The organism is Lutibacter sp. HS1-25 (assembly GCF_004121075.1).
Classification (GTDB): domain Bacteria; phylum Bacteroidota; class Bacteroidia; order Flavobacteriales; family Flavobacteriaceae; genus Lutibacter.
Window position 1 is genome coordinate 128,958 of the sequence record NZ_RHLN01000001.1, and the last position, 25,847, is coordinate 154,804.

24 protein-coding genes are annotated in these 25,847 nt (G+C 30.1%); 13 read left to right on the plus strand and 11 right to left on the minus strand.

The features are described 5' to 3' along the window. The first annotated feature begins 1 nt into the window (after window position 1). Entirely contained in the window at window positions 2-754 is a 753-nt protein-coding gene (locus EC396_RS00525; RefSeq protein WP_129364740.1) for a tetratricopeptide repeat protein, read from the plus strand. A gap of 126 nt (window positions 755-880) precedes the next feature. Here the strand turns inward: EC396_RS00525 and EC396_RS00530 are convergent, their stop codons facing one another. From EC396_RS00530 to EC396_RS00550, 5 genes are all read right to left on the minus strand, one after another. Then, window positions 881-1,522 (minus strand): O-methyltransferase, encoded by a 642-nt coding sequence (locus EC396_RS00530; protein WP_129364741.1) that lies wholly within the window; start codon window positions 1,520-1,522, stop codon window positions 881-883. A gap of 16 nt (window positions 1,523-1,538) precedes the next feature. Beyond that, complete coding sequence (locus tag EC396_RS00535) at window positions 1,539-1,787, minus strand: hypothetical protein (RefSeq protein WP_129364742.1); 249 nt, start codon at window positions 1,785-1,787, stop codon at window positions 1,539-1,541. 11 nt (window positions 1,788-1,798) lie between these two features. Next, window positions 1,799-2,368 (minus strand): sigma-70 family RNA polymerase sigma factor, encoded by a 570-nt coding sequence (locus EC396_RS00540; RefSeq protein ID WP_129364743.1) that lies wholly within the window; start codon window positions 2,366-2,368, stop codon window positions 1,799-1,801. A 34-nt stretch (window positions 2,369-2,402) separates the two neighbouring features. Continuing rightward, window positions 2,403-6,443, minus strand: coding sequence for a PAS domain S-box protein (locus EC396_RS00545; protein WP_129364744.1), 4,041 nt, complete (start codon window positions 6,441-6,443; stop codon window positions 2,403-2,405). A 113-nt stretch (window positions 6,444-6,556) separates the two neighbouring features. Beyond that, on the minus strand, window positions 6,557-7,348 hold the full coding sequence (locus EC396_RS00550) for a sensor histidine kinase KdpD (protein WP_129364745.1): 792 nt from the start codon (window positions 7,346-7,348) through the stop codon (window positions 6,557-6,559). Between the two features lie 168 nt (window positions 7,349-7,516). Here EC396_RS00550 and panB point away from each other — a divergent pair, with 168 nt between their 5' ends. Together panB and EC396_RS00560 are read left to right on the plus strand one after the other, a co-directional pair. Continuing rightward, on the plus strand, window positions 7,517-8,335 hold the full coding sequence (gene panB / locus EC396_RS00555) for a 3-methyl-2-oxobutanoate hydroxymethyltransferase (RefSeq protein ID WP_129364746.1): 819 nt from the start codon (window positions 7,517-7,519) through the stop codon (window positions 8,333-8,335). A 62-nt stretch (window positions 8,336-8,397) separates the two neighbouring features. Next, window positions 8,398-9,339, plus strand: a complete 942-nt coding sequence (locus EC396_RS00560) for a 2-hydroxyacid dehydrogenase (protein ID WP_129364747.1) — start codon at window positions 8,398-8,400, stop codon at window positions 9,337-9,339. A gap of 29 nt (window positions 9,340-9,368) precedes the next feature. Here EC396_RS00560 and EC396_RS00565 read toward each other — a convergent pair whose 3' ends face one another. From EC396_RS00565 to EC396_RS00575, 3 genes are read right to left on the minus strand one after another with little or no spacing between them, the layout of a single operon-like run. Further along, window positions 9,369-11,195 carry a lysophospholipid acyltransferase family protein gene (locus EC396_RS00565; RefSeq protein ID WP_129364748.1) on the minus strand — a complete coding sequence of 609 codons (1,827 nt, stop codon included), beginning with the start codon at window positions 11,193-11,195 and terminating at the stop codon, window positions 9,369-9,371. A gap of 37 nt (window positions 11,196-11,232) precedes the next feature. Then, window positions 11,233-12,480, minus strand: a complete 1,248-nt coding sequence (locus tag EC396_RS00570) for an aspartate kinase (RefSeq protein WP_129364749.1) — start codon at window positions 12,478-12,480, stop codon at window positions 11,233-11,235. After that, on the minus strand, window positions 12,477-12,953 hold the full coding sequence (locus EC396_RS00575) for a GNAT family N-acetyltransferase (RefSeq protein WP_129364750.1): 477 nt from the start codon (window positions 12,951-12,953) through the stop codon (window positions 12,477-12,479). Before EC396_RS00575 ends, EC396_RS00570 begins: the two co-directional genes overlap by 4 nt. A gap of 125 nt (window positions 12,954-13,078) precedes the next feature. Between EC396_RS00575 and fbp the strand changes: the two genes are divergently transcribed. Together fbp and EC396_RS00585 are read left to right on the plus strand one after the other, a co-directional pair. After that, window positions 13,079-14,101, plus strand: a complete 1,023-nt coding sequence (gene fbp / locus EC396_RS00580) for a class 1 fructose-bisphosphatase (RefSeq protein ID WP_129364751.1) — start codon at window positions 13,079-13,081, stop codon at window positions 14,099-14,101. Between the two features lie 242 nt (window positions 14,102-14,343). Next, window positions 14,344-14,952 (plus strand): superoxide dismutase, encoded by a 609-nt coding sequence (locus EC396_RS00585; protein WP_129364752.1) that lies wholly within the window; start codon window positions 14,344-14,346, stop codon window positions 14,950-14,952. A gap of 68 nt (window positions 14,953-15,020) precedes the next feature. Here the strand turns inward: EC396_RS00585 and mtgA are convergent, their stop codons facing one another. Further along, window positions 15,021-15,713, minus strand: a complete 693-nt coding sequence (gene mtgA, locus EC396_RS00590) for a monofunctional biosynthetic peptidoglycan transglycosylase (protein ID WP_129364753.1) — start codon at window positions 15,711-15,713, stop codon at window positions 15,021-15,023. A 208-nt stretch (window positions 15,714-15,921) separates the two neighbouring features. Here mtgA and EC396_RS00595 point away from each other — a divergent pair, with 208 nt between their 5' ends. After that, the gene (locus tag EC396_RS00595; protein WP_164975171.1) at window positions 15,922-18,210 is read left to right on the plus strand and encodes a transglycosylase domain-containing protein; all 2,289 of its coding nucleotides are present in this window, start codon (window positions 15,922-15,924) and stop codon (window positions 18,208-18,210) included. An 86-nt stretch (window positions 18,211-18,296) separates the two neighbouring features. Here EC396_RS00595 and EC396_RS00600 read toward each other — a convergent pair whose 3' ends face one another. Both EC396_RS00600 and EC396_RS00605 read right to left on the minus strand, forming a co-directional pair. Continuing rightward, window positions 18,297-20,198, minus strand: a complete 1,902-nt coding sequence (locus EC396_RS00600; protein ID WP_129364755.1) for an amidophosphoribosyltransferase — start codon at window positions 20,196-20,198, stop codon at window positions 18,297-18,299. Between the two features lie 64 nt (window positions 20,199-20,262). Continuing rightward, entirely contained in the window at window positions 20,263-21,189 is a 927-nt protein-coding gene (locus EC396_RS00605; protein ID WP_129364756.1) for a PfkB family carbohydrate kinase, read from the minus strand. Window positions 21,190-21,287: 98 nt separating this feature from the next. On the opposite strand from EC396_RS00605, the gene EC396_RS00610 reads away from it, so the two are divergent. The 7 genes from EC396_RS00610 (at window position 21,288) to EC396_RS00640 (ending at window position 25,745) form a co-directional block, all read left to right on the plus strand. Further along, window positions 21,288-21,710: a SufE family protein gene (locus EC396_RS00610; RefSeq protein WP_129364757.1), complete on the plus strand. Its 423-nt coding sequence runs from the start codon at window positions 21,288-21,290 to the stop codon at window positions 21,708-21,710. A 51-nt stretch (window positions 21,711-21,761) separates the two neighbouring features. Beyond that, a complete protein-coding gene (locus EC396_RS00615; protein ID WP_129364758.1) occupies window positions 21,762-22,082 on the plus strand; it encodes an SUF system Fe-S cluster assembly protein in 321 nt (106 codons plus the stop codon). Further along, window positions 22,083-22,592, plus strand: a complete 510-nt coding sequence (locus tag EC396_RS00620; protein ID WP_129364759.1) for a DUF2480 family protein — start codon at window positions 22,083-22,085, stop codon at window positions 22,590-22,592. Between the two features lie 74 nt (window positions 22,593-22,666). Then, the gene (locus EC396_RS00625) at window positions 22,667-23,536 is read left to right on the plus strand and encodes a DUF3078 domain-containing protein (protein WP_129364760.1); all 870 of its coding nucleotides are present in this window, start codon (window positions 22,667-22,669) and stop codon (window positions 23,534-23,536) included. Between the two features lie 162 nt (window positions 23,537-23,698). Continuing rightward, complete coding sequence (locus tag EC396_RS00630) at window positions 23,699-24,592, plus strand: DUF3078 domain-containing protein (protein WP_129364761.1); 894 nt, start codon at window positions 23,699-23,701, stop codon at window positions 24,590-24,592. Window positions 24,593-24,605: 13 nt separating this feature from the next. After that, on the plus strand, window positions 24,606-25,118 hold the full coding sequence (locus EC396_RS00635; protein WP_129364762.1) for a hypothetical protein: 513 nt from the start codon (window positions 24,606-24,608) through the stop codon (window positions 25,116-25,118). A 216-nt stretch (window positions 25,119-25,334) separates the two neighbouring features. Further along, window positions 25,335-25,745 (plus strand): hypothetical protein, encoded by a 411-nt coding sequence (locus EC396_RS00640; RefSeq protein WP_129364763.1) that lies wholly within the window; start codon window positions 25,335-25,337, stop codon window positions 25,743-25,745. Window positions 25,746-25,847 lie beyond the last annotated feature (102 nt).

The following is a 25,847-nucleotide window of genomic DNA, read 5'->3' on the forward strand; positions in this document are numbered from 1 at the left end:
GATGAAAAAATTTGTTACTATACTATTGATGTTTTTGGGTTTTGTAAGCCATGCTGAAACCCCAGAAAAGCTATTTCAAGAGGCAAATACATTTTACAAGGTTGAAGATTATAATAGAGCCTTGGGCGTTTATTTGGCTATTGAGGAAAAAGGGTATGTTTCTACCGATTTGTATTATAATTTAGCAAATTGCTACTACAAATTAAACAAAGTAGCACCTGCTATTTATTATTATGAAAAGGCTTTAAAGGTTGATCCTACAAATGAAGATGCGCAACATAATTTGGTTTTTGCCAAACGTATGACTTTGGATGTTATTGAAGATTTGCCAAAAACGTTTTTACAGCGTTTTTCTGAAAATGTAATTCAAAAATTCTCATTTGATACTTGGGCATTGATAGCTGTAATTACCTCATTTTTAGCTTCTTTGTTGTTTTTGTTGTACTATTTTTCTGGTTCTTCAAAACTAAAATTATTGTACTTTAATACCACTATTTTAATGGTTTTTATACTGTTGGTAACCGTGTATTTTGCCTATGATAATTACGATACCGTTCAAAAAGATAGAACTGCTATTATTTTTGCAACCAAGGCTGAAATTAAAAATGCACCTACTAACAATAGTGACGATGCTTTTGAATTACACGAAGGAACCAAAGTGCTTATTTTAGATGAATTGGACGACTGGAAAAAAATTAAAATCGCCGACGGTAAAGTGGGGTGGATACCACAAAATGAGTTGAAAGAGATATAGGAAGGGAGTTTTAAGTCAAAAAGTCTAAAGTCTAAAGTTGAGACCAATTAGTCAACAACTTTAATAACTTGGCTGATTGTTGAGCGTAGCCGAAACCATTATAATTAATTTGAAGTCCAATAGCATTTAAATCACCCTACTAATTGTTAAGCCATCTCTAATAGGAAGTAACACAGTTTCAATTCTTGGGTCGTTGTTTAGTAGTTTATTATATTCTAACAATGCTTTAGTATCTGCATCTTTTGGATCTAACGCTTCAACTACTTTTCCACTCCATAAAACATTGTCTGATAAAATCACACCGTTTTTATTCATTTTATCAATTATTAAATTAAAATAATTGGTGTAGTTAGTTTTATCTGCATCAATAAAAACCAGGTCAAATTTGGCTTCAATGGTTGGGATAATTTCCAAAGCATTGCCTATTATAGGTTTAATTTGATTTTTGTAGTTAGATTTGTCAAAATATACTTTTGAAAAAGCTTCTAATTCTTCATTTTTATCAATGGTATATAAAGTACCATCTTTTTGAATACCTTCAGCCAAACAAAGTGCAGAGTACCCTGTGTAAGTGCCTATTTCTAAAATAGTTAAAGGTTGAATTAATTTAGAAATCATTGCTAAAATTCTACCTTGAAAAGCACCACTTAACATTCGTGGATTCAATACTTTTTGCCAGGTTTCTTTATTTAATTGTTGTAATAGTTGAGGTTCTTGTTGAGAATGATCAACAGCATATTGATCTATAGCTTCTGGTAAAAAATTCATTTTTTGTAAAATATTTTTATTTCTGTGCTTTTAAATTGGCTTCCATAGCGTCTTTTTCATTGTTATTTAAACAACAACTTTTTTGTTTTTCAAAAGCTTGTTGTTTTTTATAACATTTGGTCAATACACTGTTTTGTTTTGAGTATAAACCACAATTTTTACATATAAAAAGATGTATATTTAATTGAATTTTTTCCCATAAAGATATCTCACCGTATTGGCTTTTGTCGCATAATGTTGTTGCTTTGTCGCAGCTTAATTTCATACTAAACTTATTTAATTTTTAAACCAATTATCTTCCATACATTTTCTTAGCTGTGTTCTAGCTCTATGAATTATCACCCATAAATTGGACGATGTAATTTCCAGTTCCTTACAAATATCTTCAGTTTCAATTTCTAAAATGGTTTTCATTCTAAACACTATAGCATATTTTTCAGGAAGGTTATTGATGCATTTTTCTAAAACAATATTTAGTTCGCTATTTTCAATATTTTTATCGGTTTCATTGTTCCAGTTAGCGGGTACCCTTTCTTCAATCCATTCGCCTTCTTTATCACCTTCAGTATAAAAATTCATTTTTATTTCAGCCTTTCCTTTGGCAGAATTTATTTTGCGATAATGGTCAATAATTTTTCTTTTTAAAATTGAAATTAACCAAGTGCGTTCACTTGCCAATCCTTGAAAATTATCCATTGCTTTTAGGCCTGCAAAAAAAGTATCTTGTACCAAATCTTTAGCAAGATCTCTATCGCTTATTCTGCTTATAGTGTAATTAAACAGAAAATCTGCGTGTAATTTTACCCAATTATCTGGATTTAAAGTATGTTTTACTTGTTGAGTCATAGCAAATGTTGCGTTCTAATTTAGATTTTACGAACTATTTCGAAAATTTTTCAATTTTTTCAAATAATACATTTTTATCAATTGGTTTTGAAAGGTATGAGTCAAACCCATGAGACAAGGCACTTTCTTTGTCTGATTCCATAGCAAAAGCTGAAAGTGCTATGATAGGTAAATGAGGTTTTACTTTTTTAATTTCTTTCATAGCATCTTTCCCATTCATTATTGGCATTTTAATGTCCATTAAAATCAAATCAATATCATTATTGTTTAAAGCAATATCTACCGCTTCTTTACCATTATTTGCTTCAACAATTTTGTAAGATGTTTTTGAAAATAATTCGTTGATATACATTAAGTTGTAAATTTCATCTTCAGCAACTAAAATTGTAATTGTTTTGTTTTCCACTTTTGTGTGTTTAGTTTTTTCAACTACCGATGTAATTACTTGGGGCGCTACTTTTACGTAAGGAATTGTAAAAGACACAGTAGTTCCGTTAGAGTTTGAGGTTAGCCAAATATCACCACCAAATAATTCGATAAATTTCTTTGAAATAGCCAATCCTAGCCCCGTACCTTTATTTTGTTTTTCAAAATCAACATCGGCTTGTACAAATCTGTCAAATATTTTATGATGCAATTTTTCGTCAATACCAACACCTGTATCTTTTACGTAAAAACGAAGCATGGTATCTACAAGTTCATATCCAAATTGTATACTTCCATTATCTGTAAACTTAAAAGCGTTAGATAATAAGTTTGTAAGTATTTGATTTAATTTTGTTTTATCTATTTTAATAGAGCATTCTTGATTTTTTAATCCTTTATTACAAATTAATTCTAGCTTTTTTTCTGATGCGATTGGCATATAAAAAGCGTTTAAATTATTTAGTAATGCGTTTAAATCAACAGTTTCGTAATTTAATTGCACAACACCTGCTTCAATTTTTGAAATGTCTAAAATATCATTTACAATAGAAAGTAGTTGTTTGCTGCTATCAATTACTATTTTAGCGTATTCTTTACGTTCGTTGTATGATAAGTCTTTGTCTAAAAACAATTCGGAGAACCCAATAATACCGTTCATAGGTGTTCTTATTTCGTGACTCATATTGGCCAAGAAAGCAGATTTTAGGCGGTCTGATTCTTGGGCTTTACTTAAAGCTTTTTTTAGTTCAAAGTCGGTGTTTTTACGCAAAATAGCACTGCTAATTTGATCAGCAACAAATTCTAATAATTGTACATCTTCTTCAGTATATGCATTTTCATTGGTATAACTTTGAACAACAATGGCTCCAAACACTTTATTTTTTGAAATTAATGGTACACCCACCCAAATTTTAGAATCAACGCCTACTAATTTTACTTCTCCTTTTTGGATTAATTGGTCGTGAATTTCTTTATTAAATAATAATGATTTTTTATTTTTAACTACATAGTTTGTGAGTGTTCCTTCTGCAGGAAATTCATCACCACTTTCCATTTCGTCAACTAAAACAGGCGTGTAATAGTTGTCTTTTTCTTCATTGTATAAGGCAATAAAAAAGTTATTGGTATCAATAATTTTATGCAATTCATCTTTAACAAAATAGCCAAATTCATTAAAATCTTCAATGCTTAAAGCGGCTTTTGATATGTTGTATAAAATGGTTTCAATTTGTTCTTTTTTTACCCTTGCTGAAATGTCTTTTACAACGGCATGAATTGTGGTAATGTGGTCTTCTTCTTCAATTTTAGTAAGTGTAACTTCAGCTGGGAAAATTGTCTCATTTTTAGTTTGATGATACCATCTAAATCTATTACTTCCTTCATCTACAGCAATTTGAATCATTTTTTCAGCTTTTAAAGCAGAATCACTTCCATCGGGTTGTGTTTTAGGCGAAATGATAGAAGGATGTATTTTTAAAAGTGATTCTTTGTTTGTATGACCAAACATTTTTAAAGTAGATTCATTACAATCTACTATTAAATTGTCTTTTAAAATTAAAACGGCATCAAATGATTTTTCAAAAATATCACGGTATTTTTTTTCAGATTTTTCGAGTAGTATTTTTGAAGTGTTTTTATCTGTAATATCATCAGCAAGTGAAGCAACACCAATTACATTTCCATCAAGATCTTTTAAGGTTACATTGTACCAGTCGCAAATTATTACATTGCCATTTTTAGTAATATTTTCGTTTTTGTTTCTAAAACCACCTGTTTGATTTAATAGGTTTTCCCATACTGTTTTAAGATCATCAGTTTGATCTGGTTTTACAATTAATTCCGAGCCTTTTTTTCCTATGGCTTCTTCAGGTGTAAATCCAAATATACGTTGTGCAGAATTATTCCAATCGGTAACTCTAAAATCTAAATCCCAAATAATTGATGCTAAAGGTGTATTGTTAAATTGATCTTGTAGGCGTTGGTTACTTTTAAAAATAAGATCTTCTGCTTTTTTTCGTTCTGTAATATCCTCAAGAATACCTTGAATGTGTGTTATTATGTTGTTTCTATTTCGTATAGTTTCAGTACGGGCTTCAATCCATTTAATTTCATTATTTTTAGTAACAATTCTAAATGCTTTTGGTTTGGATTCTATTTCGGTTTCACTTTTTAATTGCGTAAAAAACTCAGCTCTTACATGTTCTAAGTCTTTTGGATAAATAAGCTCAAATATTTTAACTTGGTTTGATAGCAATTCACTACTTGTGTAACCAAATAATTTTTCGGTATTTTCAGAAGCAAAAATTACTGGAAAATCCCACTTGTTTTCGCATAAAATAGCTACTGAAGAACTTTTATTAATAATATTATAGGCAGCTTTTATTTGATGTTCAGATTCTTTTTTTTCAGTTGTTTCATGAAAAAATATCAACATAGTGTTGTTTGATGGAATAATTCTGTTTTCAAACCACCTGTTCCAAGGCGCAAAATAGTTTTCAAAACTAATGGGTTTTCTGGTTTGGAAAGCCCATTGATAGTTGTCGTAAAATTCATCACCTTCATTTTCAGGAAATTCTTTCCAAATATTTTTACCTAAAAGGTCTTCAATACTTTTACCCAATAAATCCGCAGCAACATTGTTAATATATAGGTAGTTAGAATTTTCATCTAATATTACAAACCCATCTTGAATATTAGATAGCGTATTTGATAATAATTGTTTGGTAACGGTTAAACTTTGACCAGAGAGTATTCGCTCAGTAATATCTTGGCAAATACCTACAATTCGTTCTATTTTTCCATTTTTTACAGTAACGCTTCTTTTTTCATACAAATATTTTATTTCGCCATTTTTGGTTACAATTCTATAATTTAAATTTTGTATGGGGTTTTTTAACAAATTTTCGAACGAAAAATCATTAACAATTTCAAGGTCATCTTTATAAATAGATGATAAATACAATGCTAAATTTAGTTCGACACTATCTTTGGGTAAATCAAGTATTTTATAAACTTCATCAGACCAAGATAATTGTTTGGTGTTAAAATCGTAAAACCAGCTTGCTATTTTGGCCAATTCTTGAGATTCTTTGTAGCGCTTTTCACTGAGCGTTAATGCGTTGTTAATTTTAACTCTTTGGGTAATGTCTTCAATAGAAACAATTACATTTTTTAATGCTTGATCGTTGTCGTCTTGAAGTTTGTACTTTATTAAAATTTGTATTTCATCACCTTCTAGCGTTTTATTAATAGTTTCTACAGCTGTTTCTGTTTTACCCGATAAAATATCAAATACCAACTTGTAAAAACCTTCAGAAGAAGCAGGTGTAAATACTTTTTCTATATTGTCTAATAATTCACTTTTATTTTTTGCTTTGTATAATTTTACGGCAGTTTCATTTACCTCTTTTATAATTACCAGGTAGTGAAGTTGTTTAACAATTTGAGCATTGTTAATTAAGTAGGTATTTAAATCAAGGTTGTTTTCTTTGGCTTTTTCTTCAACAAATGCTTTTAATTTTGAAAAATCTTCGATATACAAAGCAACAGGTGCATGTTCAAAAAATTCGAAGTATTTTTTGTTATTTACTTGTTGATTGGTTTGTTCAGAATCATAAAAACTAGATTTTGAATTTTCGATTTCTTTCATTACAACTTGTTAAGGGGTTAAATAGCGTATAAAGATAAGCAATATTTACTATTTATGGTAGGCCAATATTTGCAGTTTTTAATTTGATAAATGCAAAAATAGAGGTTGTATATTTAGCTTTTTGGAATAGAAATTACAAAACTAGATCCATTTTCTAAAGCGCTTTTTACGGTTATTTCTCCATGATGGTAATTAACAATTTGTTTAACAATAGTTAATCCTAACCCTACACATTTATTGTTGTATTCACAGTAAGTGTTAATTGTGTAAAATTCGTCAAATAAATTGGCTAAATTATCTTCTGCAATTCCAATGCCTTGGTCTGTAATTGTAGTTTCAATTGTATTTTCATTTTCAACAACAGTGATGTTAATTTTTGTATTGTTTTTTGAAAATCTTAAAGCATTGCTAAGTAGGTTTTTAATGGCTATTTCAATTTTATGCGTATCAATGCGTAAATTTATTTCTCCATTAGGAAAATTGGTTGTTATGCGGTTTTTAGAAATTTTATCTTGGTTAAATTTAGCAACAATGCCATTTAAAAAGTTACAATAATTTGTTTTTTGTAAGTTAATTGTAAAGTCAGGCGCATTGAGGCTATTAATAACAGACAAGGAGCTTAGTAATTCTATAGAAAAACTCGTCGATTTTTTAATAACATCAATGTATTTGTCTAATTTTTCTTTTGAAATATTTTCACTAGAATCGGCAATCATTTCAGCAAAAGAATATGCAACTCCAATCGGATTTTTTAGGTTGTGAACAAGGGTTCTAGTGCGTTGATAATTGTCTTTTTTAAAAGTTGTTAATTTGTTGTTACAGCTTTTTAAATTTAAACTAAGATCAACAATTTTATCTTCTAATTCTTGAATGTATGCGGTTGTATTATTATCAATATCTTTCAAAATAATTGTGCTTAAAGGGTAAATATAAAAGTAATTAATAGCATAGTCAAATTTTTATATTCAATTTTACTTTTGAAGTGTTTTTAGTGCTTTTAAAAGCATCTTGTAAACTAGTTTCATACAAAGTGTTTTTTCATTACTTTTGCATCAGTTTTAAAAAAGCATAAGATGTCAACTGCAAAAAAGAGTTACAAAAAAATCACTACCAAGTCATTAACTGACATGAAAAATAATGGCGAAAAAATTGCCATGTTAACTGCCTACGATTATACAATGGCAAAAATAGTAGATAATGCTGGTATAGATATTATTTTAGTTGGAGATTCGGCATCAAATGTTATGGCTGGTCATGAAACTACTTTGCCTATTACTTTAGATCAAATGATTTACCACGCAAGCTCGGTTGTTAGAGCAACAAGTCGTTCTTTAGTGGTGGTAGATTTGCCTTTTGGTAGTTATCAAGGAAATTCTAAAAGCGCTTTAGATTCAGCCATTCGAATTATGAAAGAATCTGGTGGTCATTCAGTTAAATTAGAAGGTGGAAGCGAAATTGCAGAATCAATTTCACGAATTTTAACTGCCGGAATTCCTGTAATGGGACATTTAGGTTTAACGCCACAATCTATTTATAAATTTGGAACTTTTACTGTGAGAGCAAAAGAAGAAGAAGAGGCTGAAAAGTTAAAATCTGATGCTAAATTATTAGAAGATTTAGGTTGTTTTGCAATTGTATTAGAAAAAATACCTGCCAAATTAGCTCAAGAAGTTGCTGAAAGTTTATCGATACCTGTTATTGGAATTGGAGCAGGAAATGGAGTAGACGGACAAGTTTTAGTTACGCACGATATGTTGGGAATGACACACGAGTTTGAACCACGTTTTTTACGTCGCTATTTAGACTTGTATACTGATATGACAAATGCTTTTGAGAGTTATATTACCGATGTAAAAAGCAAAGATTTTCCTAATGAAAAGGAACAATATTAAAATTTACGTTTAAAATCTTCGTATTTTTTTAAATTCATAATTTCAGCCAATTATAGAAATAAATGAAAGTTCTTCTTATAGATACCAATCATGAAATTCTTCAAAATGGCCTAGAAAAACTAGGTTGTATTTGTGATAGTGATTATACTTCAAGCAAACTTCAAATTGAAGAAAAAATAAACAATTATGATGGTATAGTTATTAGAAGTCGGTTTAAAATTGATCAACAATTTATAGACAAAGCCAGTAAATTAAAGTTTATTGCCAGAGTAGGTGCGGGTTTAGAAAGTATTGATGTTTCTTATGCTGAAAAAAAAGGAATTCATTTAATTGCTGCGCCAGAAGGCAATAGAAATGCTGTTGGAGAACATGCATTGGGTATGTTACTTGCACTTTTCAATAACCTAAAAAAAGCCGATTTAGAAATACGTGAAGGTAAATGGTTGCGTGAAGCCAACAGGGGTGTTGAACTTGATGGTAAAACCGTTGGTATAATTGGTTATGGAAATATGGGAAAAGCCTTTGCTAAAAAATTAAAAGGTTTTGATGTTGAAGTAATTTGTTACGATATAAAAGAAGGTGTAGGTGATCAAAATTGTAAGCAGGTTTCGTTATCAGAATTACAAGAAAAAGCAGATGTTTTGAGTTTGCACACGCCATTTAATGCATTGTCTCACAATATGTTTAATGCTGATTTTATCAAAAAATTTAAAAAACCATTTTATTTAATTAATACTGCAAGAGGTTCTGCTGTTGTAACTAAAGATTTGGTTGAAGCTTTAAAAAGTAAAAAAGTACTAGGCGCTTGTTTAGACGTGCTTGAATACGAGAAATTATCGTTCGAAAATTTATTTGAAAACAACAATTTACCTGAAGCTTTTGGCTATTTAATTAAAGCTGAAAATGTATTGCTTTCGCCACATATTGCAGGTTGGACAGTTGAATCTAACGTAAAGTTAGCACAAACCATTGTGGATAAAGTTGAAGCCATTTTTTTTGCTTAAAATAGCTTAGAGCTATCATAAACTTAAATCTATTCTTCTATTTTAGGTGTTGAATTGTTTCCGTTTTCTAAGCTCTTTTCCAATTCGGCCTGAAATTCTTCCATTACGGGTTTAACGGTGCTTTCAGGAATGTCTGAAACTCTTATATACATCAATCCGTCAATGGCATTGTTAAACTTAGGATCCACATTAAAAGCAACCAATCGAGCGTTTTGTTTTACGTATTTTTTAATCAATACAGGCATACGCAAAGCTCCAGGTTCTAGCTCATCTATAATTTTGTCAAATTTGTTCATGTCAGCTTGTGTAGCATCAAAAACAAAATCTTTATCGGCATCTTTTAACTTAACTTTGTATTCCTTTTTTGGGTGAATGTATTGCGCAATATATGGATCGTAGTAATGAGATTTCATAAACTCAATCATCAACGATTTTGAGAAATTTGAAAATTTATTGCTAATACTTACGCCGCCAATTAAATATTTGTATTCTGGATAACGCAAGGTAACGTGTACAATGCCTTTCCAAAGTAAAAATAAAGGCATTGGTTTTTGCTGATATTCGGTAATAATAAAGGCTCTTCCCATTTCTATAGAACCTTCCATCATAGAGTGTAATTCAGGTTCAAATCTAAATAAAGTATGGATATAAAAACCTTCAATTCCGTAGCGTTTATAAATATTTTTACCCAAGCCCATACGGTAAGCACCTACCATTTTTTCAGCTTCATTATCCCATAAAAATAAATGATGATAGTAGCCATCAAAAGCATCTAAATCAATAGACTCATTAGTGCCTTCACCAACTTCTCTAAAAGTAATTTCGCGCAAACGACCAATCTCAAACATCAAATTAGGAATGGCTTTGCTAGATGTAAAAAACACTTCGTAATTTTTACTTACTAATAACCTGCGATTGTCTATTCTCAATTTTTCAACCTCAGCTATTATTTTATGATTGTTTTTTTGTGCTACAATTTCTTTAGGTTGCTGTTTTGATAATTTTAGAGATGTTTGACTTAATGTTTTGGCAGTTTTTTCAAATGGTTTTGCCAACATATAAGTTTTTTTACGAATAAAATCACCGTAATCCTGCGTATTTGAATAAGATTCTTGATCTAGAACTGAGATAGGTTTGCCAATTCTAACTTTAATAACCCTGCCTTTTTGCGAAAGCAATTCTGAAGGTAATTTTGCGGTACGTAAGGTTGGAGTTATTTTTGATAAGAAATAAAACAAGCGGCTGTTACGCGCATGAAAATAAATGGGAATAACAGGTACTTTTGCTTTTTTAATAAATTTTACAGCACTTTCTTCCCAAGGTTTGTCTACAATTAATTTACCGTCTTTATAAGTCGAAACTTCTCCTGCAGGAAAAATTCCAAGAGGGTTTCCATCTTGTAAATGTTTTAAAGAATATCGCAAGCCAGAAACGCTCGATTGTGCGTCTTTTCTGTCTTCAAACGGATTTACAGGTAAAACATAAGGTTTTATGGGTTCAATTCTTTGTAATAAAAAATTACCTATAATTTTAAAATCAGGTCGTTTTTCAATTAATAATTTTTGTAATAAAATACCATCTATACCACCTAACGGATGGTTAGAAACGGTAATAAATGCACCTGTTTTTGGAATGCGATTTAGATCTTCTTCTGGGATTTCAAATTTTATTTGAAGATCATCCAACAGTTCAGAAAAAAAATCAAGTCCTTCTAAATGCTTGTGTTTGTTGTAAATTCGGTTGATTTTAGATAATCTGAGAAATTTCATGATTATCCAACCAAAAAAAGTGCCAATAAACCCATATTTACTAAGGTTTATAGCTTTTGCAACCTCCTTTGCCGTAACTAAACTCATTAAAAAAAAATTAATTAAAATACAAACATAAGCAATTTTATTGCATCACAAACTGTACAGTTTCTTGGGTGAGTTGTTTTAACAATAATTTGCCTTTTTGTTCAATTTCTAATATCGCATTTTCACTGGCATGTCTAACGGTATATAGTGAAACATTTTCAGTAAAATTGACTTTATATTTTAATTTTATTTCGGCTATAAACTGCTCAAAATTATTGAATTTATCTTCCACACAAACCGAAAAACTTAAAGCTGAATTTTGAATTAAATTTACTTTGAGTTTGTAATGATGTAACAGTTTAAAAATATCACTTAAATTGTGTTCAACCATAAATGAAAAATCAAGCGCCGATATTGAAACTAAAATTTGTTGCTGTTTTAAAATAAAACATGAAGTTTCTGGTACTAGATTTAAACCTTTTCTAACTTGTGTTCCTTTTGAATTTAAGTTTAAAAAAGAGCGCACAAACAATGGAATATTTTTGTTTTCGAGAGGTTTTAATGTTTTTGGATGAATTACAGAAGCGCCATAAAATGCCATTTCAATAGCTTCGGTGTACGAAATCTGCTCCAATAATATAGGATTTTCAAAAAAACGAGGATCTGCATTTAAAACACCATCAACATCTTTCCAAATAGTAACACTTTCAGCATTTAAACAATGTGCAAAAATTGCAGCTGTATAGTCTGATCCTTCTCGACCTAGCGTTGTAGTTATATTTTTAGCTGTACCACCTAAAAAACCTTGTGTAATGCAAAGTTTACTGGTATCTAAATTTTCAATATTTTTTAAAGTTTCAGTCCAATTTACAGATGCATCTCTATAATTAGCATCGGTTTTAATAAAATTGCGTACATCAATAAATTGGTTGTTTATGCCAATTTCATTTAAATAAGCACTTACAATTTTGGTTGAAAGTAGCTCGCCAAAACCAACAATTTGGTCGTAAATATAACTGTAGTCTTTAGATTTGTTGTTTATAAAAAATCCACTTAATTGCCCAAATAACAAATCAATTTCAAATAAAGTATTTTCATTTTTTGTTGAAAACAATTGATTATAAATATTGACGTGATAATTTCTAGCAAAGTCAATTTTCTCAGTTAAATTAGGCGAATTATGATAATAAGCATTTACAATTTCTTCAAAGGCATTGGTCATTTTTCCCATAGCAGAAATTACAATGAGTGTATTTTTAAAACCTTCGTTTTTTAATACGTTCACCACATTTTTAACTCCTTCAGCATCTTTTACTGAGGCACCTCCAAATTTGTATACTTTCACTTATTTAAATAGTTTTTCATTTCTTCATAATGAAACTGAGCAGTATCCCAATCTCTTAAAACCTTAGCGCCAGTACTTTCATAAAAAGCTATTGCAGCTTCGTTCCAATCTAAAACAGCCCATTCAATTCGTTTTATACCTTTGTTAAAACCGTATTCTATTACTTTTTTATACAAGGCACTTCCAATTTTAAGTCTTCTTTTGTCTTCAGTTACAATTAAATCCTCTAAATGTATGGTTGGTCCTTTCCAAGTTGAATAACGTGGGTAAAACAATGCCATTCCAACAATTTCTTCATTTATTTCGGCAACAAAAAATTGAAATAATGGATTTTTGCCAAAACCATCTTTTTCTAAATCGGTTAAAGTAACTTCAACAGCATCAGATTCATTTTCAAAATGTGCCAATTCTTTAATTAATTTTAAAACTGAAGGTAAATCTTCTTTTTTTCCGTCTCTAATTGTAAAACTCATTACCTATTTTTTGAGGTTTTTATATTGGTAAAAGTAAAAAATTCTTTATTTATACAGTATTGTAAAGGACAGTTTTTAAAATATATTTAACGATATTTGTATAAACTACAACTTAATTTTTTTATATGGAAAATAACAACTCAACTTTAGGAGAATTCATTATTGAAAATCAAAAGCATTATAAATCAACCACAGGTGAATTTTCTAGACTACTATCATCTATTAAATTAGCAGCTAAAATTGTAAACCACGAAGTAAACAAAGCAGGTTTGGTTGATATTATGGGCGCTGCAGGAGCAACAAATATTCAAGGAGAAGATCAGCAAAAATTAGATGTGTATGCCAACAATGTTTTTATGAAAACATTGATAAACAGAGAGATTGTTTGTGGGGTTGCCAGTGAAGAAGAGGATGATTTTGTGACTATTTGTGGTAAAGACGGTAGCAATCAAAATAAATATGTTGTTTTAATTGATCCACTTGATGGTTCTTCAAACATTGATGTAAACGTATCGGTGGGTACTATTTTTTCTATTTATAAAAGAATAACACCTGTTGGAACTCCTGTAGAATTGAAAGATTTTTTACAACCAGGCAATCAGCAAGTAGCTGCAGGTTATGTTGTTTATGGTACATCTACTATGTTGGTTTACACATCTGGTTACGGTGTTAATGGGTTTACTTTAAATCCGGCTTTGGGTACTTTTTACTTATCGCACCCAAATTTTAGTTTTCCTGAAAACGGTAAAATTTACTCTATAAACGAAGGAAATTATGTTCATTTTCCACAAGGTGTTAAAGATTATTTAAAATATTGTCAGGAAGAAAAAGAGGACAGACCATATACATCGCGTTACATTGGATCGTTGGTTTCAGATTTTCATAGAAATATGATCAAAGGAGGTATTTATTTGTATCCAACAAGTTCTATTGGACCAAAAGGTAAATTACGTTTGTTGTACGAATGTAATCCAATGGCTTTTTTAGCAGAGCAAGCAAATGGAAAAGCAACCGACGGTTATAGACGAATTTTAGATATTGAACCTTCAGAATTACACCAACGTGTTCCTTTTTTCTGTGGAAGTAAAAATATGGTTACCAAGGCTGAAGAATTTATGGCTAAGTATCCAAATGATGCAAATTACTAATTACTAATTACTAATTACTAATTTCAATTTCAATTTCAAATTTTAAGTTTTTAAAATGCATCCATTCGGATGCATTTTTTTTATTGTTTTTTAGCTACTTATTAGCTTAAATCTTAGACTATAAAGCAAGCATTATAATATAAAACAATGATACTATAAAAAGTTTCGATTTTTTTAACTTTTCTTTATGGAAACCGTTGTTTACCTTTACAATAGATAAGTTAAATTAAAAAAATACTATTATGGCTTTTGAATTACCAAAATTACCGTACGCTTATGATGCGTTAGAACCACATATTGATGCTAGAACAATGGAAATACACCACTCTAAGCACCACGCAGGATATACCAACAATTTAAATAATGCAATTGCTGGAACTGACTTAGAAGGAAAGTCTATTGAAGAAATATTAGGAGGATTGGATATGAACAATGCGGCTGTTAGAAATAACGGTGGTGGTTTTTACAACCATTGTTTGTTTTGGGATGTAATGAATCCAGAAGGTAAAGGGTATTTAACAGGTGAGCTAAGAGACGCTATTGAAGCAGCATATGGTTCAGTTGATGCTTTTAAAGATGCATTTGCAAAAGCAGCTGCAACACGTTTTGGTTCAGGATGGGCTTGGTTATGTGTTCATAAAGGTGGAAAAGTAGAAATTTGTTCTACACCAAATCAAGACAATCCATTAATGCCAGGTGTAAGTTGCGGAGGTTTCCCAATTTTAGCTTTAGACGTTTGGGAACATGCTTATTATTTGAACTATCAAAATAGAAGACCAGATTACATCAATGCATTTTTTAATGTAATTAACTGGAATCACGTAGAAAAATTATACGCTGAAAATAAATAACATTATTTACTACTACTAAATAAGTTACTACTACTAACTAAAAAAAGCTCGCAATTTGCGGGCTTTTTTTATTCAAATTTTAGCGGGCCATAATATCCCATTTGTTTTACAATCCAACTTTTTCTTTTTTCAATATAGGTCGATGAATTGCTTGCTTTGTATTTTCTGGGATTTGGCAATATTGCAGCAATTGATGCAGCCTGATAAGCTGTTAATTTTGAAGCGGGTTTTCTAAACCAATGCTTAGACGCTGCTTCGGCTCCATAAACGCCATCGCCCATTTCAATACTGTTTAAATACACTTCTAAAATGCGCTCTTTGCTCCAAAAAACTTCAATTAAAAAAGTAAAATACATTTCAAATCCTTTTCTAATATAGCTGCGTTTTGGCCACAAAAAAACATTTTTAGCAGTTTGTTGGGTAATAGTGCTACCACCTTTTATTTTTTTACCTTTTTTATTGCCTTCGTAAGCTTTTTCCATAGCTTCCATATCAAATCCAAAATGTGTTGTAAATTTTTGATCTTCACTTACAATAACGGCTTTTGCCAAATTTGGTGAAATTTGATCCATTGAAACCCAATTATGACTAAAATGGGCAGATTCACCTTTAGACCAGTGTTCAATATTTCTAATAAGCATTAAAGGTGTAAATGGCACAGGAACCCATTTGTATACTATTACAAATGCTACTGAAATTGTTAAAAAAGCGATTGTTAATTTTATAACAAACTTTTTAAGCTTTTGAAGAAATCCTTTCATTTAAGACAATAATTTTAACAAAAGTATTATTTTTAAAAGAATTAAAATATTTTAATGTTTTAATATTGTAAAGTATAAAAATACCAAGAAATATTTTTTTAAAAATAATATAAGGTATTGGTCTCTATTTCAAAAAAATAGAAGACTTTTGCGCGTTTTTATTTCTATATAAATGAATAGTATTTTAAATAGTGTCAAACAATTTTTATTGAAATTTAATTTTAAAAATTTCACCTTTAGAAAAGGCTTAAAATATTTCTTTATTTTGGGTGTTTTAGCAACTATAGCCTTTTTTACAGCTATATATCGTGGTTATTTTGGTCGCGTTCCTACTTATCAGGAAGTGTCTTTTTTTCAAAACATGGAAGCTTCAGAAGTTTATTCGGCAGACAATGTTTTGTTGTATCGGTTTGATAAAGAAAATAGAATTAACATTCCTTTTGATTCCATTCCAAAATACCTTGTAAATGGTTTAATTGCTACAGAAGACGCACGTTTTTTTGAGCATAGCGGTGTAGATATTAAAAGTTTATTTAGGGTGTTGGTTAAAACAATTATAATGGGTGATAAAAGTGCTGGAGGAGGTAGTACCATTACCCAGCAATTGGTTAAAAATTATTTTCCACGTAAAAACCATCGATTTTTTTCAACGCCAATTAATAAATTAGAAGAAATGGTTGCTGCCTATAAATTAGAACAGCAATTTACCAAAGAACAGTTGATCGAATTTTATTTTAATACCGTTCCTTTTGGGCAATCGGCTTACGGATTAGAAAGTGCAGCACAACGTTTTTTTGGTACAACGGCTTCAAAATTAACTATTGAACAAAGTGCTGTTTTAATTGGTATGCTAAAGGCAAGTTATACTTACAACCCTATAAAATTTCCTGAAGCTTCAAAAAAACGACGAAATATTGTGCTAAATTTAATGCAGGAAAATAAGTTTATTACAAAAAAGGAAGAAGATTCACTATCAGATTTGCCAATTATTACAAATGAGAAAAAATTAGTTCGTCATGTTGGAAAAGCAAAATACTTTACTGAATTTGTGCGCAAAGAAATGAATAATTGGTTAAAAGAAAATAAAAAACCAAGTGGAAAGGATTATGATTTGTATAAAGATGGTTTAAAAATTTATACCACTCTAAATTATGAAATGCAGCAATATGCTGAAGAGGCATTGAAAAAGCAACTGAAAAAATTACAACAAGAATTTGATTCGGAATGGCGCAATGAAGAACCTTGGAGTAAAACACCAGTAGTGTTAGAAAATGCAATTAAAAATTCAAGTAGATATAAGCGTTTAAAGGCAAAAGGAATTTCAGAAAACAACATTGTAGCAAATTTTAATACTGCAATTCCTATGAAAATATTTACTTGGAATGGCGATCAACAAGTAACAATGTCGCCTTTAGATTCTATAAAACATTATTTAAAACATTTACACGCTGGTTTTATTGCTATTGAGCCACAAACTGGACATATAAAAGCGTATGTTGGAGGTATAAACGAGCAACATTTTCAGTATGACCATGTAAAAACAAAACGTCAGGTTGGTAGTACTTTTAAGCCATTTGTGTACACTACCGCTATTGAAAAAGGGGTTTCTCCTTGTGAAATGTTTCCAAATATTTTGATTAAATATCCTCAGTATGAAGATTGGGAACCAAAAAATTCGGACTGGATTTATGGGGGTGAATTTAGTGTTTGGGGAGCTTTGGCAGCTTCAACAAATACCGTAACTGTGCAGTTGATGGAAAGAGCTGGGTTGAAAAACATTATCAATTTGGCTCAAAAAATGGGTATAGAAACAGCATTGCCTGAAATTGCTTCATTGTCTTTGGGTACTGCAGAGTTATCGTTGTTAGAAATGGCACGTGCCTATACTACTTTTCCTAATTATGGTAAACCCATGCACGAAGTTTTTGTAACCAAAATAGTTAGTAGAGAAGGGGAGAGTTTACCAATTTTTAATGAAGAGGTTAAAAAGCCTGTATACTCTGAACAAACGGCTGAAATTATGGTTGAAATGCTTGGTAAAGTAATTAGAAACGGTACGGCAGCGTCTTTGCAATACGATTATGGTTTGTATAACTGTGATTTGGGAGGAAAAACAGGTACGTCTCAATCTCAAGCTGATGGCTGGTTTTTTGGGCTTACATCAAATTTAGTTACAGGAACCTGGGTTGGTGCTGAAAATCCTGCAATTCATTTTAAAACAATGAACAACGGACAAGCTTCGCATACCGCATTGCCTGTAAATGGTAATTTTTTAAAGTCGTTAAACAACAATCCTTCGTTTAAATATTATTTAACGGGTAAGTTTAAAAAACCTTCAAAAGAGGTGCTTAATATGTACGATTGCTTGTCTAGAAAAGGTGTGCCTTCACCTAAAAAGGATACCATAGTTGTAGCAATAGATTCACTGGCTATTGATTCTTTGGCAATTGTTGTTCCTTCAAATATTGTTTTAGATTCAATTAAACTTCAAAAGTAATTTTAAAAGTTCAATATTTTTTAAAATTAAAACCCCATTTAATAGCTTGTATTAAATGGGGTTTTTATATAATTTAAAATACAATATTAATACCCTCTTTGGTTGTTTCCTTCATAAAAATTAATGAATGAATCATTTACAACACGGTTTCCTCCAGGTGTTGGATAATTTCCTGTAAAATACCAGTCTCCTAAATGATTAGGACAGGCTAAATGTAAATTTTCAACAGATTGGTAAATAATTTCCACTTCAGCATTTATTTCTTCAGTTTTTAGCATTTCAGCAATCTTATCTGAGATTTGCTCATTGGTAAAAGGTTCGTAAATGGCTGTAACTGCATTGGTAATTTCGGTATCTTCTAATGGTTGTTGCGTTTTACAGTTTTTGTAAACTTCTTCAACAATATGATACATATTTTGCTCTTTTAACAAGTCTAAAGCAGCTCTAAAAGCAATAAAATCACCCATTTTTGCCATATCAATTCCGTAGCAATCTGGATAACGAATTTGTGGTGCCGATGAAACAATAATTATTTTTTTAGGATGTAAACGATCTAAAATTTTAATAATACTTTTTTTCAAAGTAGTACCGCGTACAATACTATCGTCTATAATTACCAAATTGTCGTTTGGTTTTACAATGCCATAAGTTACATCGTAAACGTGAGCAACTAAATCGTCGCGACTATTATCATCAGCAATAAAAGTTCTAAGTTTAGCATCTTTAATTGCTAATTTTTCAATACGAGGTCTTTGGGAAAGTATTTGTGTAACTTTTTCAGCAGAAATTTCTTTTTTTCCTGATAAAATTGCCTTTGTTTTCTGAAGGTTTAAGAAATCTTCAGCAGCTTCACGCATACCGTAAAAAGAAGTTTCAGCAGTATTTGGAATGTATGAAAACACGGTGTTTTTCATATCATTGTTAATTTTTTTCAAAATTTGAGGAAAAACCAATCTTCCTAAATCTTTTCTTTCTTTATAAATACTGGCATCACTACCGCGTGAAAAATAAATACGCTCAAAAGAACAAGATTTTTTAGGTAGCTCGTCTTTAATACGGTTCATGGTAATTTTACCATTTCTTTTAATGATTAAAGCACAACCTGGATCAATTTCTTTTACATCTTTAATATTTACATTAAAAACAGTTTGAATTACTGGTCGTTCAGAAGCAACAACAACAACTTCATCATCTTTATAATAAAACGCAGGTCTAATTCCGGCAGGATCACGTAATACAAATGAATCACCATGACCTAATAAACCAGCCATTGCGTAGCCGCCATCCCATATTTTAGCAGAGCGTTTCAGAATTTTTTTAATGTTGATTCGCTCTTCAATTAAAGGAGAAGCATCTTTTTTATTTACACCAGTTTCGTGTTTTATTTTTTTGTATAATTTGGCAACTTCATCATCAATAAAATGACCTATTTTCTCCATAACTGTTACAGTATCAGTCATTTCCTTTGGATGTTGACCAAGATTAACCAAATCGTCGAACATTTTTTTAGAATTGGTCATGTTGAAGTTTCCTGCAACAATTAAGCTTTTATGCATCCAGTTACTTTGGCGTAAAAATGGGTGTACACTTTCTATACTGTTTTTACCAAAAGTACCATAACGAACGTGGCCTAAATACAAGTTACCTATATAAGGAGCGTTGTTTAATTGCCATTGTACATCGTCTACTTTTTCAGGGTGTTCTTCGTTTAAAGCGTTTAAACGACCGTTAATTTGCGCAAAAATATCTTGAATTGGTTGGTCGGCATTTGAACGGATACGGCTAATATATCGAGTACCTGGGTCTACATTAAATTTAATACTTGCCAAACCTGCACCATCTTGTCCGCGATTGTGTTGCTTTTCCATTAGCAAGTACATTTTATTTAAACCGTAAAATGCAGAACCATATTTGTCTTTATAATATTGCAAAGGTTTTAGCAATCTTACCATTGCAATTCCACATTCGTGCTTTAGAGCATCACTCATAATAGTTATTTTAGTAAACGAGTTAATATAAATAAAAAATACTGCACGTATGCAGTAGCTGTTTTTAAGCTAATTCAATGTCAAATTGAGTTAATAATTTAAATTGCAATAAACGTTTTTGAACATCTTCTTTTGTTAAGTTTTCCATACGTTCTGTTCCAAATTTTTCGACAGAAAACGAAGCTAAATTTGATCCTGAAATCACAGCTCTTTTCATATTTTCGAATGAAATATCTTCAGATTTTGTTAAATGTCCTATAAAACCACCTGCAAAAGTATCTCCTGCGCCAGTTGGATCAAAAACTTCTTCTAATGGAAGTGCAGGTGCAAAAAACACATTATCATCATTAAATAACAATGCACCATGTTCACCTTTTTTAATCACCACATATTTTGGTCCCATTTTGTGAATTTTTTGAGCTGCTTTTACCAACGAATATTCTCCAGATAATTGACGAGCTTCTTCATCATTAATAGTAATTACATCAATTTTTGAAATTACTTCAAGTAATTGATCTAAAGCGTTGTCCATCCAAAAGTTCATAGTATCAAGTACAACTAACTTTGGTCTGTTTGGAATTTGTTTAATTACAGACATTTGAACGGCAGGATGTAAATTACCCAACATTAAAAACTCGGTATCTAAAAATTCGGCAGGAACCACAGGGTTAAAATCTGCCAAAACATTTAAATCGGTAATTAAAGTATCTCTGGTATTTAAATCGTTGTGGTATTTTCCACTCCAAAAGAAAGTTTTTCCGTCTTCAACAATTTCAATACCATCAGTATTTATATTTTTAGAATTTAAATTTTTCAAATATTCTTTAGGGAAATCACCTCCAACAACCGATACAATTCCTGTTTTTACATCAAATTGAGATGCAGAAAGTGCAATATAAGTAGCAGCACCACCTAAAATTTTATCTGTTTTTCCAAAAGGAGTTTCAATAGCATCAAAGGCAACTGTGCCAACAATTAGTAATTTACTCATATTTTACAGTGTTTTAACTACTTTAGACAGGTTTTAATTGTGTTTTAATTTTTTTTAAACCGCCTATGTGATTATTTTTGCAAAAATAAGTTTAAAAAATGACTATCAAAGAAATACAAGAAGAAATTATAGATGAGTTTTCCATGTTTGAAGATTGGATGGAACGCTACGAATATATTATAGAGTTAGGAAAATCACTTCCGCTTATTGATGATCAGTATAAAACAGACGATAATTTAATTGTAGGATGCCAAAGTAAAGTGTGGTTACATTCTGAAATTGAAGGAGATACCTTAAGTTTTACCGCTGATAGTGATGCGATTTTAACAAAAGGAATTGTAGCACTTTTATTGCGTGTTTTAAACAATCAAAAACCTAAAGATATTTTAGATTGCGAATTGTTTTTTGTTGATGAAATTGGTTTGAAAGAACACTTATCTCCAACACGTGCTAACGGATTGGTTTCTATGATAAAACAACTTAAATTGTATGCCTTAGCTTTTCAGTCAAAATTAAGTTAATATTTGTATATTTGCTCTTATTTAGAATGAATATAAAGAAAGGATTATACTATGAATAGCACACGAGTAGAAGAATTAGGAGATAAAATCGTAGAAAAATTAAAGTCTATTTACGATCCAGAGATTCCGGTTGATATTTTTGAATTGGGATTAATTTATGATGTTTTTATCAATGAAAACAACGATGTTAAAATATTAATGACCTTAACTTCACCTAATTGTCCGGTTGCAGAAACTTTACCTATTGAAGTTGAAGAAAAAATAAAAACAATTGAAGAGGTAAACGATGCCGAAGTTGAAATTACTTTTGACCCAACTTGGACGCAAGATATGATGAGTGAAGAAGCTAAATTAGAATTGGGTTTTTTATAAATGAATAACGAAATTGTAAATAGAGTAGCGAATAGCGTACTAAAAACAATTGATCTTGAAGATTTTTATCCAAAAGGCGAAAGAACCATTTTGGATATTAAAGGCTGGTTGTTTCATGAACTCATTTTAAAAGAAAATGATTTTCGTGAATATTTAAAAAATCACGACTGGAGCCAGTATCAAAATAAATATGTAGCATTAACCTGCTCGGCAGATGCTATTATACCTTCTTGGGCATTTATGCTTATTTCAACCTATCTTAATTTATATGCCAAAAAAGTAGTAGTTGGAGACCTTGTAAATCTAGAAACTTCTATTTTTCAAGATATTATTAATACTTTTTCTGTTGAAGAATTTATTGGAAAACCTGTTATTATTAAAGGGTGTGCAAATAAACCAATTCCTGAAACAGCCTACATTCAATTAATTGAAAAATTACAGCCAGTAGTAAAATCAATTATGTTTGGTGAAGCCTGTTCATCAGTACCTTTATTTAAACAAAAAAAGTAACTTCTTATCCTTTTTTATTTATAAAAAAGTCTCAAATAGTATATTTGTAGCTTACAATTAAACACTTAAATATTATGAAAAAAAGAATTCTATTAGTTTTAACACTATTGTGCTTTACATTTGTTTTTGCACAAGAAAAAGAAAAAGACACCACTTATTGGTCTAAGTCAGGAAAAATAACATTTTTATTCAACCAATCTGCTTTTTCAAATTGGGTAGCTGGTGGCGACAATAGTATTGCTGGAAATATTACAGGTAATTACGAATTTAATTACAAAAAAAACAATCTTACTTGGAACAATAGAATTGATGCAGCTTATGGTTTGTCAAAAACTGGAGATGCAGATTATACACGTAAAACCGATGACAACATTCAATTAAATTCATTAATCGGTAATAAATTAAAAGGATATTGGAGTTATTCATTCTTTTTGAATTTTAAAACACAATTTGCAAAAGGTTATAAATACAGTAAAGATGATCTTGGTATTGAAACTAGAGAAAAGTACACTAATTTTATGTCGCCAGGATATTTGGCTTTTGGTCCAGGTTTTCTTTGGGAAAAAAGTGAAAACTTTAAATTTAACTTATCACCAGTAGCAGCGCGTTTTACTTTTGTTGACAAAAATTTCACCTTACCTAATAACGCTTATTTTGGGGTAGATGAAGGTAAAAGCTCTCTTTTTGAACTAGGTGCTAGAGCATCTGGTTATGCTAAATTTACATTATTTGAAAATGTTGTTATGGAAAACGCCATTGCTTTGTATTCAAATTATTTAAACAAACCGCAAAATGTTGATATAGATTATACCATGAATATAAATATGAAAATCAACAGTTTTTTATCTACAAATTTAACTTTTCAAACTATTTATGATGACAATGCTTATGCTGGTTTTCAAATTAGAGAAGTATTTGGTTTAGGAATTAATTACATATATTAAGTCAAGTTTTTTACCAATATCAAAAAATCATTATTTAAACATTATTGTATTAAATAATGATTTTTTTTTGAGATTTACTCATTTATGTTACATTTATAATCAATATTTCTATTGTTTGGTATAATATTTGTTAATTTTAGCATTTTATTTAACAAATTATTAATGAAGACCAAACTTTTAACCTTACTATTTATCTCTAGTGCTATTTTAACAACTTTTGCGCAAAAAAAAGATTATATAAATAAGGAAGGATGGACGAATATTGGGAAATTCACCTTTTTATTTAATCAATCTGCTTTTTCAAATTGGGCTTCTGGAGGTGATAATACCATAGCTGGTAATGCAACTGTAAATTATACTTTAAACTTTAAAAAGGAAAAATTTATTTGGAACAATAAATTAATTGCTAATTATGGTTTAACCAAAAGTGAAAACACTGATTTTCCTAAAAAAACAAATGATGGTGTTATGATCAATACAATGATTGGTTATGATGCAGAAAATAATTGGTTTTACTCGTTTTTTATAAATTTTAAAACACAATTTACCAAAGGGTATAAATATAAAAAAGTTGATGGTGTTGAAACCCGTACTTTGTATACAGAATTTATGTCTCCAGGTTATGTTTTGGTTGGACCTGGTATGCTTTGGGAAAAAAGTAAAGATTTAAAAATTAACTTAGCACCTGCAACATCTAAATTTGTGTATGTAAATCCAGATCTTACTTTGCCAAACGAAGGCTATTTTGGGGTTGAGGAAGGAGAAAGATTGCGTTATGAGATAGGTTTTAGTGCATCTTTAATTTATAAGTTTAAAATTATGGATAACATAACTATGGATAATGCTTTGGCTTTTTTCTCTAATTACATAGACAATCCACAAAATGTAGATGTCAATTATTTAATGGATATAGATATGAAAGTTAATAAGTATTTTACAGCCAATTTTCTTTTTCAAACAGTATACGACAACAATGCGTATGGCGGTTTTCAAATGCGCGAAGTTATAGGAATTGGTATTAATTATAATTTTGAACATTCGAGTCAAAAAATCTAAATCGTAAATACAAATGAAAAATAAATCTTTTCAAAATTATATGAGAATTTTTCACCGTTATTTAGGCTTTTTCTTAGCCGGAATTATGGCAGTTTATGCATTTAGTGGCGTAATACTTATTTTTAGAGATACCGATTTTTTGAAAACTGAAAAAATTGTTGAAAAAAATTTGAAGCCAAATCTAAACACAACCGAATTAGGAAGTGCACTTAAAATAAGAAATTTTAAAACGGATAAAGAAGAAAATAATATTGTTTATTTTAACAAAGGAACATACAATCTTGAAACCGGAGATGTAAAATATACTTCAAAAGAGTTGCCTTTTGTAATCAAAAAATTTATCGATTTACACAAAGCTACCTCCAAATCTCCTTTGTATTTTCTAAACATTTTCTTTGGTGTATCGTTGTTATTTTTTGTAATATCTTCACTTTTAATGTTTAAGCCAAAAAATAAAATATTTAAAGAAGGTATTTACATTGGAATTGTAGGAATTGTCTTTACAATTATCATTCTATTCATTTAGTTACTGTAGTATTATTTCTTAAAAATTTTTAATACCCTTTTTCATTTTATCAAAAAGAATCGACTCCTTAAAAAGTCGGTTCTTTTTTTTGCTTAAAAGCTGTATTCATAGATAAAAAAAGGCAGTTTGTTGATTCTTATTTTTAGCTACTGTAAACTTGTATTTCTTTGAGTAAATATTTAAAAATCAATATAATAATATTAAAAACTTCACATTATGAAATTTAAAATGAACAAAATATGGAAATTAATGCTTGTAGCATTGGTAATTACTACAAGTGCATTTGCACAACAAAGAGGACAGCAAGGTGGTAAACAAGGTGGCGGTCAACAAGGTCCACCTGCATTGCCAACAGCTAAGGAAATTAAAACAATGGTAAGTGACTTATCAAGCGAGATTTTATTATCAGACGAACAACAAAAAAAAGTATTAAAACTGTACACTTCACATTTTGAACAAGTTGAAAGTAAAACAAAATCTGGAAGACCTGATAGAAGTGAAATGGAAGCATTGAAAAAAGATTTTGAAAATAATGTAAAAGCTGTTTTAACTGAAGATCAGCAAAAATTATTTGCAGAATACCAAAAGAAAAAGAGTAAAAAGGAAAGACCTCAAAGAAAAAATTAATTAAAGTGGTTTGTTTGGTTACTATCCGCTTATCATAAACATACAGTTTTGATAAGCGAATTTTTTTTCAACCTTTTTTAAAGGTTAATTCATTGATAAAAT